Source organism: Segnochrobactrum spirostomi (assembly GCF_009600605.1).
Taxonomy (GTDB): domain Bacteria; phylum Pseudomonadota; class Alphaproteobacteria; order Rhizobiales; family Segnochrobactraceae; genus Segnochrobactrum; species Segnochrobactrum spirostomi.
In genome coordinates, this window is sequence record NZ_VWNA01000001.1 from 2,320,938 (window position 1) to 2,334,489 (window position 13,552).

Consider the following 13,552-nt stretch of genomic DNA (forward strand, 5'->3'; position numbering starts at 1 on the left):
GGCCGGCAGCCCGGGGAGTTCACGATGGCTCGGAACTACATCCTGAGACGCAAAACCCAGCATGAAATCGACGAGCGCGTCGAGCGTGTCCTGGCGCGTCTCGGGAATCCCGAACCACCGCTCGACCTCCGGGTCGTTCGCGATCTGCTCTCGCTCGATCTAGCCTATTTCCGGAAAGATGATCCGTCTCTTGCCGATGAGGTCATCAGCCGCATGCGCATGGCGAGCAAGCAGATCATCCGGCGTCCCATGCTCTTCTTCGAGGCCGTCGCCAAATTCGATTTGCGTGCGCTCTATCTTCCGGACAACAAGCGCATCCTGCTCGATCAATCGCAACCCGAGCTGAAGCACCGTTGGCATGAAGCGCATGAGATCGGCCACAGCATCATCCCCTGGCACGATGGAGCCATGCTTGGCGACGATCGTTTCACCCTGAACCAGAACTGTCATGACCAGATCGAGGCCGAAGCGAATTTCGCAGCCGGCCGCCTGCTTTTCCTCCGAGACCGCTTCACTGCCGAAGCCCGCGACCACGCGCCCTCCATCGAAGCCGTGCGCGCGCTCAAGCCGGTCTTCGGCAACACCTACACCACGACCTTCTGGCGCTCTATCGAGACCTGGGGCGTATCTCTGCCGATTGTCGGCATGATTTCCGGCCATCCGCACCCGGCGCGCCGGTCGGCTGAGTTCGATCCGGCCACGCCCTGCGAACATCTGGTGCGCTCGTCGGCCTTTGCCGCCGGATTCGGTGGGGTGGGCGAAGTCGAAGTCTTCAAGCTCGTCGCCAGCTATTGCCAGCCCCAGCGAGCCGGGCCGCTCGGCGAAGCCGAAATTGTGCTCACCGACGACAATGGCGATGCCCATGTCTTCCGGTTCGAGAGCTTCAGCAACAGGTACCAGACGCTCACCCTCGGGGTCTATCAACGTCCCTACGCGCCATTGGTCCGGTTCGGCACCTGAAGGTGACCGCTATCGCGACACCATTGGACCTGACCCTGCTTGACCCAGAAGTGGCAGCCGCAGGCGTTAAGCTGGCGCACGGAGGGTTCGATCGTCGGCCGCAGCAGCCAGTCGAAGCGCACCGACCAACGGGGGCGCCGCGCCTGGCTCAGCGAGAGCTGAATCTTCTCGCCGCATCCGCCCGGACAGCGGAAGCAGGCCCATTTATCAAGGGCGCCGTCACGCACGACGACCAGCGACCCCGTCTGGAGCTGGTCCGGCGTCGGATGCCGGGGGCTGACCCGCGTGACCAGATCAGTGCGGCCGATCAACCGACACTGCTCGGCAATCCAGCGGCAAAGGTGGCTAAAGACGCGCATCAGCTGATCCGATCCATGAAGGGGTCCATGTCGCCCCGGCCCCAATAGTCTTCGCGCGCGCAAATCGGACAGTGCGGCGACTGGATAGCGCCGCGCTTCCGCTCGATGCCGCGGTCCAGCCGCCGAACCCGCTCCCAGGCCCAACCCCCTTCCGCGCGATAGTCGGTCAGGCCCTGCAGCAGCTCATTGACGGCAAGCGCCGCCGTTTCGGTCGTGAAGGTCACCACGGCCGGCGCCGGATTCTGACCGCCGCGGACATAGGCCTCACGCTTCTGCCGCTCGTAGTCTTCCGGCGCTTCCCGACGCAGCGCCTCCTCACCGGCCACCTTCGGGTCAACGATGCCTCGGCAGGAGATGCATGGCGCGCCCGGGGTCAGCACCGTGACCCGCGCCGACATGTCACGCATGCCCGCCGACGCCGGCTCGATCGCGAGCCCCATGTCGATCACCGGGATCAGATAGAAATGCGAAAGGCGATTTAGAAACATCCTGCCCGCATGGTCATCCGTGCAGCCGAAAATCACGTCGCAGGCTTTCAGCGCATCCCGTGCGGCTTCATCCTCGATCCAGCCGCGATGGGTGTGGACACGCACACCCAGGCCTAATTCCGTGATCTCCCGCGCGAGCACCTCGACCTTCGGCCGCATGGCGTCGGCATCCGCCCGGCGTGCGCCATGGAGGCGGTTCAGGTTGGAGGTCTCGACGATATCGTCGTCGAACAAGGCGAGCTGACCGATGCCGAGCCGGGCCAACAGCATCGCCGTGGCGCTGCCCGTGCCGCCGCAGCCGACGACGCCCACGCGCATCGCCGCCAGACGGCCGTTGACGGCATCGCCGAACAACAGCGCCTGACGCACCAGCGCCGGGTTCGAGTCGCCGGGCTCGCCGCCGAAATAGAGCAGCCGGGAGCCGACGCTTCGAACGATGTCGGCCGCGACGGGTTCCTTGTCATCGAACCAGGCACGCGCCAAGAAATGATCGCCGCCGGCGAGCAGCACACTCGCCATGATCGCGTCAGCGCCGTTGCGGTTGCGCAGCAACCGGTAGAGATCGCGCTCGTTCGTGTCGTCCTGCCGCGAAAATGCCCGCATGCCGGCCGGATGGCTATGCACGATCGCCGGCAGCAGACCCCGTTCGGCCGCCTGCCGGCACAGACTGACGAAGGAGGCCGTCGACCAGGTGATATGCCGGGCGCTCGCCGAAATCTCGTCGCCCGCCGGCACCGGAACGACCTCATGGGAAACCAGCCGAAGCCGCCGGCGACGGGACCAGGGGTCCATCCCAACGACGTTGCGCCCGAACAGGACATAGGCCGAGGCCTCGATCCCGTCCGGGCGCTGGAGTAGGTCGCGCAGCGCCTCGGCATGACGCGCCTGCAGGGTCACATCGAGATGCATCACGCGGCCTCCTGCAGCGCCTGTTCGACCCGCTTGAGCATGGTCCAGATGCCGTCGACGCCCGGCCGCCAGTTATTGTTGTGCCGGGACCATCGCTGCCACTTTTGACTCTCGAACTGCTGGGGCTGATCCGCGCAGTTGGGATAGCGGCTGGATTGCACGAGGCTCAGCCAGGGCAGCGCGTAGAACATATCCGGAGGCGCATCGGGATAGCCGCGCGGAAGGAGGATCAGGATATCGGCCGCGACGACCTGAAATTTCGCCGCCGGCAGGGCGAAGCCGGACAGGATGACGCCCTTGCGGCCGCCATCCTCCACTTCCCGGAAGGCCAGGCCCCGCTCCTCAAGATAGCGCCGGTCGGCGGTCGGGAGGAAGCTCATGCCCCGCCCTCCGTCGTCTGGCTGATGCCGGTGAAGAAGCGTTCCAGCCCCTTGCCGTCGAGCCGCACCAGCTCGGTGTCGCCGATCGGCCGATCCTCGGCGCCACGCACTTCCAGCCAGACGCCGTAGGTCTTCGGATCGACCTTTGCGAGCGTCTTCAACACCCGCCCGCTGATCGCGCAGGCGCCCCATTCCAGCACGTGACCGTCCAGCTCGATCCGAAAGGACTCGGCCCCCGGAAAGATCAGGAAGCGTTCGACCCGACCGCCACGCAGGTCGGTCGTCTCGTCCTGGCGCAGCTCTTCGAGCTCGCCGTCCCGCAGGATCTGGAACACCAGATGTTCCTCGGGGATGCGCACGCCGGCGGCTTCGAGGATCTGCCGGCCGGTCGGAACAGGATCGTCGATCCGCACCGGCCGGAAATTCAGGTCGGCATCGCCCACGCTGATGTGGAAGGCGCCGTAGTCGTGTCCGTTCTGCTCTGCAGCCATGATGGCCTCCTGTGCCTGTCAAGCGGCGAGGTCCTTGCCATTGGCGACCTCGACATGCAATGTATGTCGAGAATATAGGAGGGCGCTCGCAAAGCGTCAAGATCACCATGTCGAAATCGCCATGACCATAGAGCACGAGAAGCCATCGGACATCTTCAAGGAACGACTGCGGGCTGCGCGTGAAAGCCTGCGGCAGATGAGCCAGGCCGCCCTGGCCAAGGAGAGCGGCCTGCCGCCCAGCTCCATCGCCCATTTCGAGGCCGGCACCCGCAAGCCGTCTTTCGACAGCCTGCGCAAACTGGCCAACGCGCTCAGCGTGACCACGGATTTCCTGCTCGGACGCACGGACAATCCCGAGGGCGCGGCCGAGGCCGATCCGCTCTACCGCGACATGCAGAAGCTGAATGATGAAAACCGGCGGCAGGCCGCCGACTTCATGCGCTTCCTCGCCGAGAAGCATGACAAGGAGGCTGGGAAAAAATGACTGGCAACCCCGACCTGAAACAGAAGCAGCTCATGCGGCGCGCCGAACTTGTGCTCAAGGAGCACACGCTGCTGACGCTTCCGGTCGACCTGGAAGCGCTGGCTCAGGCCGTGGGCATCCACCTCCGCGAGATGGAAAGCAAGACCGAGGGCGTGTCCGGCATGCTGCTACGCTACGGCGACCAGTTCGGTATCATGTACGCCACCCATGTTGACAATGAAGGTTTCGAGCGGTTCAGCATCGGTCATGAGTTCGGTCACTATTTCGTGGATGGCCATCTAGACCATATCCCCTTCGACGACGGGGCGCATCGCTCGAGGGCCGGATTCGTCTCCGATGATCCTTACGAACGCGAGGCAGACTACTTTTCGGCCGGTCTGCTGATGCCCTCCTCGCTCATCGGGCCTATCCTGCGGCGAGCGCAGGAAGGGTTGCCGAGCATCGAGGCCATCTGCGGCGAGGCAAAAGCCTCGCTGACCGCATCCGCCATCCGGTATATCAATGAGACCGACGATGCCGCCGCCATCGTCGTCAGCCGGCAGGGCCAGGTCGACTACTGTTTCAAGTCCGAGGCACTGAAGCGGTTGAAAGGACAGAGCTGGCTCCGCAAGGGCGCGCCCCTGCCGACCGGAACGCTCACGGCTTCGATCGCCGCTCGGCCGGCCGCGGAACGGCGTGGCCACCGCGATGAAACCGAGACCGATATACTCGACTGGTTCGGCGGGGAGCGCGCCGTGCGCACGGTCGAACAGGTCGTCGATCTCGGCCGCTACGATCGTGTGCTGACCGTTCTCTCTTGCGCACAGCTTGTCGACGACACCTATCGCGACGAAGACGATTTCGACGAGTCCGACGAAGCCATGGAGGCGCGCTGGACGCCGCGCTTTCGCCCATGACCGAACACGACGACACACTGGATTTCTGCCACTTTGGCAAATGGTCGATGCCCGGCGTTCCCCACAAAGGTTGGACCTGCATCGACATCGAAGACCTGGGCGCCCCGGATGCCGTTTGCGAGATGTGCGAGCGGCAGGACATCCGCTATGTCCCTGCCATGCAGCACGCGGACTACCCCGAGATTCTGCACTGCGGCTGCATCTGCGCCGGCCACATGGAAGCAAACGTGGAACGCGCGGCGGCGCGAGGCGGCGCTGAAGAATGCGGCCCGGCGGCGTGCCGCTTGGCCCGACCGCAAAGCGTGGCGCCGGTCGCTCCAGGGCAATCTGGTCATCAGTGATCGCGGATTCCACGTCACCATCTTCGAGCGTGACGGCGGATGGCATGGTCTCATCCAAAGGCCGGCCACCGGCTACAAACGATCCTCCCGGCGGGTCTATGCCAGCGAACGCACCGCTCAGCTCGCCGCCTTCGACGCCATCGTGTTTCTTGTATCAGCCGATTGCGCTGCCCGCAGGCCGCAGTCTGCTCCGGCAGACAGTATACTTGTTGACTGAAGTCAGAATAGCAGATCAGCCGCGCCCCTGGCGGAACTGGGCGCTACGCAGCCCGCGGGCCGCCCGAGCCCCCGGCGTCTCGGCCATCCGGTGACGATCCCACGCGGGAAGGGGACAGCACATAGAAGGGGCCAACCGGCCGCGTCGCCACCATGACGCGGACCGCGCCGCTCGGGCCGATCATGATCCAGCCTTCAAAGCCGATAGCCGCTGCGATCGTGGACGGCGAAGCCCCGTCCTCGATTGTCACCTTGACGCCGGCGACGTCGACCTCGATCGCCGGCGCGCGACGGTGCTGGCCACGCCGCTTCGGCCGTCAGCATGTAGCCGAAGGCTTCGATGCGGGAGCAATCTCCGGCGCGACCACCGCCGGCGCGACCACCGCCGGCGCGAACGCCGGAACCGTCTCGCTCGCCTTACGCGTCTCCGGGCGCCAGGTGAACAACTGCTGCGGCGACAAGGCATGGCGCCGGGCCACCTCACTCACCGTCGCTATAGCCTGGAAGCTCTCGGGGACGATCCGCGCCTTCTCCTCGGGAGCCCACTCCCGGCGGTGCCCCGCGCCGGTGAAAACCTCGAACCGCCGCACCGGCTCATCGGCGCTCGATTTAAGCGTAAGCTCTGAAATCGTCATGTGTCCAAGCCCTCCAGGCTCGGAGCATCCCCCCTCAGTTGCGCAGGCGAAAGGTGTGGGCAGGACACCTGCTTACCTTGGATGCTATGGAAGATAAGCATAGTACGCCGGAACTAACGGGAAATCTTTTCAGGGCCTAACTCCAGACGCGTAAGTGCTCGACCGATGGCTTTGGCGTAAGCGCCATGATTCTCCAGCCAAGCGTTATTGCGTCGTACTGTTGTCATGGGGATTGCCAACGCGCGCTGCCACACACCGCGGGCGGCGGCGTTGGCCCGCAGGATGTCGCTGATCATGTCGGCGGATAGTAGATCACCCCCTGACGGTAAGAGAAGACAAAGAGAAGTATACCCATCCTGCGCAAATGCATGAGGCTTATTCTTATAAGTATCTTCGATCCCAACCTCGAGGTGCTCTGATTCAAAGAAATAGACCCAGCCTCTGTCACGCTGGAGGCGAGCCACGAGTGCTCGCCTCTGACGTCCCTCGTTGGTTGTTGTCCATTTCAGACCGCTTGTGCCGCTGCCAGTAGGGTAACGCCATAACCCATCTATAAGGTTGCACCCGGGCTGCTCACTCGGACGTACAATTTCTAGTTGATGTCCGAGTTCAACCGAAAGTATTTGCAGCGCCGATATCGTAGAAGATATGCGCGTCAGTGGTGGTCTAGCAGCGTCCATCTTTGCCTGAGATTTGTCTATGATATTCAACTTAACCGCTAGACTGCTACCGCGCTCAGCGCTTGTGCCGTGGCCAGCAGTAGTCGCGAGGCTGATCATGTCGTCCAAAGCGACTGATTGATTTGAGTAGGTATCGCGCTCTGCAGGTTCGACGGCCACGTGCTCAATTGTCCAGGCCTGAGATGTTCGGCGATTTGCAGAGGGTCTTCTTAATACACCTAGCGCCGACCAGCTGGCTTGACCAGTGAGCACATGCAGGTGCTCACTAACGTCACTCGTCGCTCGCAATCGTACTCGACCTGGCTTGGTGTCCTCTTCTCCTGCTTCGGTGCTGCCTGGATACAATACACGGATGTGATCAACGCCGAGGTCATATTCGATGTCGAGGATACGTGTGATTAGGCGCCGCTTCTTCACGTGCCCGCCAGCGTACTCAGTGCCAGTCCAGCATTCTTCGATTGTCCAGGTGCTCGGCCGACAGAAGGGAAATGGCATCCGGACATGGGTGGGAGCCCGGCCTATCCCATTGCGTCGCAATCCTTGAGCGACTTCTTCGAAGCTCAGGCGGATATCGGTATCTGCGCAGACACGTGCGGCTGCTAGAACGTCCACCTCGTCAAGCCGGCGGTAGGCCCACAGCTGAAGCGAACTATTATCCTTAGTGCGACCGCACCGGTCGGGATCGATGATCCGCCCTTTGAGTTCGGGCCAGATGCGCATGCGGCCCTCGATCATCACGCGTAACCATTGGCTCGAAACCCCGAAAAAGGCCCGCGCTAGTTCTAGGGGGGTACCCAAAGCGCCCCGCCGTCTGCGGCGGTGACCCGAAAAAGCGGCATGTCGCTTCCGGTTCCGATTGGATAGGCTGGCGTCCACGGCGCCCTTGGAACTGCCTGATAGGCAACCATCCTCCCCAACTGATCGGACGGCCACTTCTTGGTCACTCCGGTGATGACGATGCGCTTTCGCTGGCGCTTGGAGTCCGCGATACAGACCCCCTTTTGCCAAGTGCTCCCTATGGGGACGAGCGGCAACTGGCCGAGCCCGAGCCAGATCGACCGGGTCTCGACCAGTGCGGGTTCGGTCCAAGACAACTTATCCCAGCCGGACTTCGCGATGAGAATCTCGCACGCCGCCTCATCGGCCTCTGTGGGTGCTCGAATCTTGCCGTATCCCACAACTTCCCAGCGATGCTCGTCCTGCGGGAAGGCGGATAGCGACAGTGTCGAGGCTGCGGCTTTCATTGGATTCGCTACTTGAGTATGTGACGTCTGACTATGTCTATATCTCACCGTTAGAGGCGCCGAGTAGCGGAATTCTGAAAATGGTGTGCTCGAGCGCGGCGATACAAAATATTGCCTACCGTCTGGGCCTCATTATAGGAATCTCCAATCAAAATGCAGGAGACCTTTCGGTTATGGAGTGGCCTTAAAATTATTCGCACGAAATTTCTCTCGATACCGCTTATCGTTTGTAACGGATTCCTCGCTGGGCATTGGGATATTGTGCTGGAGGTATTGAGCGATTAGGATAAAAGGAGTTGCTGTTTGTTGCTCTCGGAGACCCTCAATGCGCGTCGACGTGAAGAAATGGGGTAAAAGCGCCGCCGTGCGGATACCTGCGGCGTTAATGAGCGCAGCTGACTTCCGTGTTGACGACACGGTTGACATCCGCGCCGAGGGCGGTCGGGTCGTCATGGAGCTCATCCGTGAACCCGACTACGATATCGACCAGCTTCTCGATCGTATCACTCCAGAAAACCTGCACCATGCAATCAGCTTCGGTTGTGCCGAAGGCAAGGAGGGTCTGTAGTTTCGCCTAACCTTGTGGGTCAACGCTGGTGATGTTGACGGGCTCGAATTCGATTCACGGACAAATAAGTCTGGCCATCGAGTGCTCTTCGGCACGAGCCTAGTGAAATACAATAGAGCTTGGACGCTTTTCAGACCGCGCGTGGATGCCCGTAAGTGCGCCTATGAGCAGAATGAGGACGGTAAACATGCCTAGTGAGCCGACTTCCGGCGTGTCGCAGCGAGTCCTCTGCGACCGCTTGCATGCTCTCGCAATTCGATATTGCTGGGATATCGTCGTGGAAGATTTCGGCCTACGCTACGACTCTGTAGTACGGCGCATAATGGATTACGCTACTTGGGACGACATACTCGAGCTCGAGTCGATCATCCCCACCCCCGAACTCGCCCGTATCCTACAGTCGGCGCCCGCCGGCGGGCTCCGTCCCAAGTCCTGGTCCTTCTGGCATTATCGTCTCGGCCTAACGCCAATCGATCGGCGGCCACCGCTTGAGCCCGTAAGGCTACTCGACTGACGCCTATGCCGTGAGCCACCTTCCTCATTCAGCCGAAGCCATAGTCTTCAGGTGGCTTACGCACTGATCCGTCAGGTGACCGTAACTCGATCGGCGTAACTGGTCACGCTCTCTCCGACGTAGAGCGACAGGTGTTCAGAGGATAGCGATGCAAATCGAACCGCAAGTGCGTGCCTTCCTCTGTGGGCCCGGGTGGTGCGAAAATCGATGGTAGGTATGGGGGATCAATAATCCTAATAGAAGGGATGTCGCCCGAGTTTATCGGGCGTGCTAGGGCTTAGACCCATAAAATGGTTGGCATTGGCGGCACGGTGTGATTCACGGCTTCCGGGAGGAAGCGGGGATGAATCGGGATCGTTGCTGGCTGACGGATGCGCAATTCGCGCGGATCGCACCGCATCCGCCGACGGACACGCGTGGTAAGCCGCGCGTTGACGACCGCCGGGTGATCAGCGGCATCGTCCATGTTCTCAAGTCGGGCCGGCGCTGGATCGACGCGCCGCCCGAGTACGGGACACGCAAGACTCTCTGCAACCGTTATGTTCGCCGGGCTGCCAAAGGCGTTTGGGTCGATCTCTTCCATGCCCTGGCGAGCGCTGGCGGCCCTCCGGCCCAGGCACTTATCGACAGCTCCGCCGTGAAGGCGCACCGCTCGGCCTCGGGCGGAAAAGGGGGGAGCGCAACCAAGCCATCGGTCGCTCGCGCAGAGGGCGCACGACCAAGATCCACGCGCTGACGGCTCGCGACTGCCTGCCCATCGCCTTGCTGCTCACCAGAGGCCAAGTCGCCGATTGCACGGCCGGGTCGATCCTGCTGAAGCAGATGCCGGCCACCCGCATCCTCCACGGTGACAAGGGCTACGATAGCAACGCCATCCGCCGGCAGGTCGAGGAAAACGGCACGACGCCCAACATCCCGCCCAAGGCCAACCGGCGCTGGAAAAACTGCTTCTCGCCCCTGCTCTACCGAGACCGAAACGCCATCGAGTGCATGTTTTTGGATGCCGTCGGCGACCAATCCACGTCGGCAAGTTCGCGCCTACGTACGAACCGCGCATCGACCGACGCGTAGACCTTAACGAATATCATGGCTGAGGCGTGTCGACCACGCCTAGCAGGCTGTTGAAGAAGTTGCTCGCCTGCTCGTCGTTGTCATGATTCACTCTGGTTATCGGCGCTGGAGGGGATTTCGGTGCGCGGATCGGACAGGACGAACCGTTGCGGGCTTCTGCTCGGTGCCTGCGTGACCCGGGTGTCAGGTCACGCCGAGCGCGTCGCCGCACTGGCCATGATCGAGGCCCACGCCGACCGGCCGCGCTCGATTACCCTCGGCGCCGACAAAGGCTACGACGCAGCCGACTTCGTGAACGAACTCCGCTCCATGAACGTGCGACCGCACGTCGCCCAGAACCTCACCCGGACCAAAGGTCGCTTGGCGATCGACGGCCGCACGACGCGGCATGCCGGCTATGCCGCCAGTCAGCGGATCCGCAAGCGCATCGAGGAGAGCTTCGGCTGGATCAAGACCATCGCCGGATTGGAGCTGCCGATGGTCCGCGGCGTCGATCGGGCCGGATGGGCTTTCACCTTCGCCGCCGCGGCCTACAACCTCGTCCGGTTGCCCAAGCTCATGGCGCAAACGCCATGACCAAATCCAGCAACCACCCGGCCGCTACCGCAGCCACCTGCCAGAGCCATAAAGCTCTCTGGTTCGAGGCAAAGCTCACGCCCTTGAACCCGGAACTCGCCCATCCCAGGACTTCTTCAACAGCCTGCTAGACACGTAAATTTTGACCCATGGCATTGATTCTCTAGGTGAACCAATACCAGCCAGATGCTCAATTCCGTCAAAAGTGAGTCAGAGCCAAAGTGGACGCCGATTGACGCTAATACGCGCGAACTAACTAATTATACAACTTATGCGCGATTTCGCAAGGCCTCTCACAAGCCCCAGACAAGCTAGAACCAATAACGAAAACGTGTACAGCCCGTGTATTTTCGTCATCGGGCCGAGCTTGGGGGTACATATGTCGTTCAAAAATCTGCCGCTCATCGCTAAGATTGTGTTGCTTTTGCTGCTTCTTGCAATCTTCTCTGTTGCCGGGACGATGCTCAGCACAACGAAGATGAAAACAATCGATGGGGAGTACAATGGCGCGCTTTCAGGTGAGGCGCGTGCGCTCGTCGCTATGGCCCGTGCCAACCGCTACGTGGTGGAGTTCAATCTGGCAGTATATCAGTCACTTTCCGCAACGTCGGATGTTGACAACGGTGCCGCGGTTGCAATGCAAAAGACAGCGACGGACAAGTTTCATCAGCGCTTGGGCGAAGTTGTGCAGCTCGATCCGCGTAGCGCGGACGAAATTACAGGCATGCTAAAGCGCTTCGATGATTTCGTCGGCGGAACCTGCAAGTCAGTCATCGATCGAGCCAATCGGTCTTCAGACGCGCAGGAGAGTGTTCGAATAGCGAAAGATTGGAATACGCAATGCATGCCGACCTTGGCAGCTCTCAACGCTGATGTCGCGAAGATAGTTAACGTTCGCATGAAGGATCTCGACGATCTTTCAGCCCATCTGATGGACGAAGCGGCGCAAGCCGTGCATTTGGTCTATGCGATCGTGATCGGCGGCTTGATCGTCGTGCTCGGTATCGCCGTCGTCGTCACACGTTTCGGTATCGTGCGGCCCGTCGATCGCATTCGCGAGACGCTCCGGATTCTCGCGACAGGCAACTTCCATATCGCCGTCGCCGACACAGACCGCAAGGACGAAATCGGCCGTATGGCCGAAGCCGCCGAGCTCCTCCGCCAGGGTCTCGAAGAGTCCGAACGTCAGCGCGAGGAAGCGCGCCTGGCGGAAATCCGCGCGGCAGAGCGCCTTAAGGCCGAGCGGAACGCCATTGCCGACGATTTCGAGGCGCAGATGGGCGCGCTCGCCCGTGCATTTGCCAGCTCGTCCGGCGAGGTCTCGTCCGCCGCCCGCGGTCTCTCGCAGAGCGCCGAGGAGACCTCCCGCCAAGCGATTGCCGTCTCTGGTGCCGCTGAAGAGGCGTCCTCGAACGTCCAGACCGTTGCGGCCTCGACCGAAGAGATGACCTCTTCGATCCGTGAGATCGGCGTCCAGGTCACCCATGCCGCTAATGTCGCTGTCAACGCCACTGAGGAGGTCCAACGCGCTTCGGGCGAAATCCGAGAGCTCTCCGGTGCCGCGATGAAGATCGGCGAGGTAGTCAATCTCATCACCGACATTGCCTCGCAGACGAATCTGCTGGCCCTCAACGCCACCATCGAGGCTGCGCGCGCTGGCGAGGCCGGCAAGGGCTTCGCCGTCGTCGCGCAGGAGGTGAAGGCTCTCGCCGAGCAAACGGCGCGGGCGACCCAGGAGATCGCTCGCAAGGTCGAGGACATCCAGCAAGCGACCGGCCGCACCGTAGGCTCGATCGAGAAGATCGTCGGCACCATCAACCAGATCCGCGCGGCCACCGCGACCATCGCTTCGGCGGTGGAGGAGCAGGGCACCGCGACCCAGGAGATCGCCGCCAACACGCAACTTGCTGCGAACGGCACCGGCGCCGTCAACGACAACATCGCTGGCGTCGGCCGCGCGGCCGAGATGACTGGCTCAGCTTCGACCCAGCTCATGACGCTGTCTAGCTCCCTTGCGGAACAGGCTGACGAACTTCAACGCGCGGTGAGTGCCTTCGTGGGCAACCTAAGGGCTGGCTAAGGGCATCAGCCGAGTTGCAGCTACTCAATTTTAGCGTACTTGTGGCCGTCCAACTTTTGGCTCAGTTGGGCGGCCATTTTTTATCCCTGTGACCTGCGCAGAACGCATTTTGTTACTACGATGGCCTCCTTCGGAGGCGCAGAGCCGTCCGATACGGCGAAAGGTCAAGGCATCGGGCGGCAGAACGGACGAGATCAGCTCGATCTCGTCGTCTCTAAGCGTCCGAGCGCCGTGCCGCTGGGCGACGTCGCCGGGAGCTTGGCGGCCGATGACGCGATCGACAACGCCGCCGGGACGCCTTCGAGACCTACATCGCCAATGTCTTGGCCCCTGAACTGCGGCCGGGCGATGTCGTCGTCATGGACAATCTGTCCAGCCAAAAACGCGCACGGGTCGGCGCGATGATCGAGGCAGTCGGCGCCGAGTTGCGCTACCTCCCGCTCTACAGCCCCGACTTCAACCCGATCGAGAACGCCTTCACCAAGCTTAAGGCGCTCCTGGGAAGGGCGTCCGAGCGAACCGTCAACGGCCTCTAGGATGCCATAGGCCGCATCCTCGACCTCTTCCCACCTGCCAAGTGCGCCAACTATTTCAGCGCGGCAGGATACTATAAAGCATGATCGGGCTTAGCTATAATTTCCATATCTGTAAGCATAGGAT

13 protein-coding genes and 3 pseudogenes are annotated in these 13,552 nt (G+C 61.9%); 9 read left to right on the forward strand and 7 right to left on the reverse strand.

Going from position 1 to position 13,552, the window contains the following annotated elements:
• Positions 1-24 precede the first annotated feature (24 nt).
• Positions 25-960: an ImmA/IrrE family metallo-endopeptidase gene (locus F0357_RS10465; protein WP_153480842.1), complete on the forward strand. Its 936-nt coding sequence runs from the start codon at positions 25-27 to the stop codon at positions 958-960.
• On the opposite strand, the gene F0357_RS10470 is transcribed toward F0357_RS10465, so the two are convergent.
• Genes F0357_RS10470 through F0357_RS10485 form a run of 4 tightly spaced genes read right to left on the reverse strand, consistent with a single transcriptional unit; the run spans position 930 to position 3,587 of the window.
• Positions 930-1,319: a ubiquitination-like system serine protease family protein gene (locus F0357_RS10470; RefSeq protein WP_153480845.1), complete on the reverse strand. Its 390-nt coding sequence runs from the start codon at positions 1,317-1,319 to the stop codon at positions 930-932. The genes F0357_RS10465 and F0357_RS10470 overlap by 31 nt on opposite strands.
• A complete protein-coding gene (locus F0357_RS10475) occupies positions 1,319-2,716 on the reverse strand; it encodes a ThiF family adenylyltransferase (protein WP_153480848.1) in 1,398 nt (465 codons plus the stop codon). The genes F0357_RS10470 and F0357_RS10475 overlap by 1 nt, the downstream gene beginning before the upstream one ends.
• On the reverse strand, positions 2,716-3,096 hold the full coding sequence (locus F0357_RS10480; protein ID WP_153480851.1) for an E2/UBC family protein: 381 nt from the start codon (positions 3,094-3,096) through the stop codon (positions 2,716-2,718). The genes F0357_RS10475 and F0357_RS10480 overlap by 1 nt, the downstream gene beginning before the upstream one ends.
• Positions 3,093-3,587 carry a multiubiquitin domain-containing protein gene (locus F0357_RS10485; protein ID WP_153480853.1) on the reverse strand — a complete coding sequence of 165 codons (495 nt, stop codon included), beginning with the start codon at positions 3,585-3,587 and terminating at the stop codon, positions 3,093-3,095. The genes F0357_RS10480 and F0357_RS10485 overlap by 4 nt, the downstream gene beginning before the upstream one ends.
• A gap of 121 nt (positions 3,588-3,708) precedes the next feature.
• On the opposite strand from F0357_RS10485, the gene F0357_RS10490 reads away from it, so the two are divergent.
• From F0357_RS10490 to F0357_RS10500, 3 genes are read left to right on the forward strand one after another with little or no spacing between them, the layout of a single operon-like run.
• Complete coding sequence (locus F0357_RS10490) at positions 3,709-4,071, forward strand: helix-turn-helix domain-containing protein (protein ID WP_153480856.1); 363 nt, start codon at positions 3,709-3,711, stop codon at positions 4,069-4,071.
• Positions 4,068-4,967 (forward strand): ImmA/IrrE family metallo-endopeptidase, encoded by a 900-nt coding sequence (locus tag F0357_RS10495; RefSeq protein ID WP_153480858.1) that lies wholly within the window; start codon positions 4,068-4,070, stop codon positions 4,965-4,967. Before F0357_RS10490 ends, F0357_RS10495 begins: the two co-directional genes overlap by 4 nt.
• A complete protein-coding gene (locus F0357_RS10500; protein ID WP_153480861.1) occupies positions 4,964-5,308 on the forward strand; it encodes a hypothetical protein in 345 nt (114 codons plus the stop codon). The genes F0357_RS10495 and F0357_RS10500 overlap by 4 nt, the downstream gene beginning before the upstream one ends.
• A 533-nt stretch (positions 5,309-5,841) precedes the next feature.
• On the opposite strand, the gene F0357_RS10505 is transcribed toward F0357_RS10500, so the two are convergent.
• The 3 genes from F0357_RS10505 to F0357_RS10515 form a co-directional block, all read right to left on the reverse strand.
• A complete protein-coding gene (locus tag F0357_RS10505; protein ID WP_153480863.1) occupies positions 5,842-6,159 on the reverse strand; it encodes a transposase in 318 nt (105 codons plus the stop codon).
• Between the two features lie 113 nt (positions 6,160-6,272).
• Positions 6,273-7,559 (reverse strand): hypothetical protein, encoded by a 1,287-nt coding sequence (locus tag F0357_RS10510; RefSeq protein WP_153480865.1) that lies wholly within the window; start codon positions 7,557-7,559, stop codon positions 6,273-6,275.
• Between the two features lie 62 nt (positions 7,560-7,621).
• Positions 7,622-8,083 carry a hypothetical protein gene (locus tag F0357_RS10515; RefSeq protein WP_153480869.1) on the reverse strand — a complete coding sequence of 154 codons (462 nt, stop codon included), beginning with the start codon at positions 8,081-8,083 and terminating at the stop codon, positions 7,622-7,624.
• 325 nt (positions 8,084-8,408) lie between these two features.
• Between F0357_RS10515 and F0357_RS10520 the strand changes: the two genes are divergently transcribed.
• The 5 genes and pseudogenes from F0357_RS10520 to F0357_RS24500 all read left to right on the forward strand — a co-directional run.
• Positions 8,409-8,651 (forward strand): AbrB/MazE/SpoVT family DNA-binding domain-containing protein, encoded by a 243-nt coding sequence (locus F0357_RS10520; RefSeq protein WP_153480873.1) that lies wholly within the window; start codon positions 8,409-8,411, stop codon positions 8,649-8,651.
• A gap of 857 nt (positions 8,652-9,508) precedes the next feature.
• Positions 9,509-10,161: pseudogene (locus F0357_RS10525) on the forward strand (IS5 family transposase); the annotation flags it as partial.
• A 216-nt stretch (positions 10,162-10,377) separates the two neighbouring features.
• Positions 10,378-10,812 (forward strand): annotated as a pseudogene (locus tag F0357_RS10530) (transposase); the annotation flags it as partial.
• Positions 10,813-11,191: 379 nt separating this feature from the next.
• On the forward strand, positions 11,192-12,892 hold the full coding sequence (locus F0357_RS10535; protein WP_153480881.1) for a methyl-accepting chemotaxis protein: 1,701 nt from the start codon (positions 11,192-11,194) through the stop codon (positions 12,890-12,892).
• A 275-nt stretch (positions 12,893-13,167) separates the two neighbouring features.
• Positions 13,168-13,512 (forward strand): annotated as a pseudogene (locus F0357_RS24500) (transposase); the annotation flags it as partial.
• Between the last annotated feature and the right edge of the window lie 40 nt (positions 13,513-13,552).